Here is a 250-nt window from a genome sequence, read left to right as displayed (position 1 = left end):
ATTCTTGCCATCACCTCCTCAAATTCCGTCGAAAGCTCATACACCTGGCCGCCCTTCGGCGTTTCCGTGTACTCGAAAACCTTGACCAACAAACGCTCACGACCCGGCGGTGTCAAGAAAAACGGCTCCACACCGCCGCACGAATCAAAAAAGCCCTTGATTTCCTCAATCAAAGGCTTCATAACCACAATACGGATTTGCAAAGTCTGCATTTTCGGCTTCAGCGTCAATTTCTGACGTTGCTCATACC

1 protein-coding gene is annotated in these 250 nt (G+C 49.6%); it reads right to left on the bottom strand.

The genetic code is table 11. The features are described 5' to 3' along the window. On the bottom strand, nucleotides 1-250 hold a 250-nt coding region (locus tag ACTHSP_RS23945), incomplete at both ends, for a phage tail protein (RefSeq protein WP_440347224.1).

It is taken from the genome of Neisseria sp. P0001.S005, from assembly GCF_051963715.1.
The sequence above is the reverse complement of the archived record's forward strand: the minus strand, read 5'-3'. Positions and strand labels throughout refer to the sequence as shown.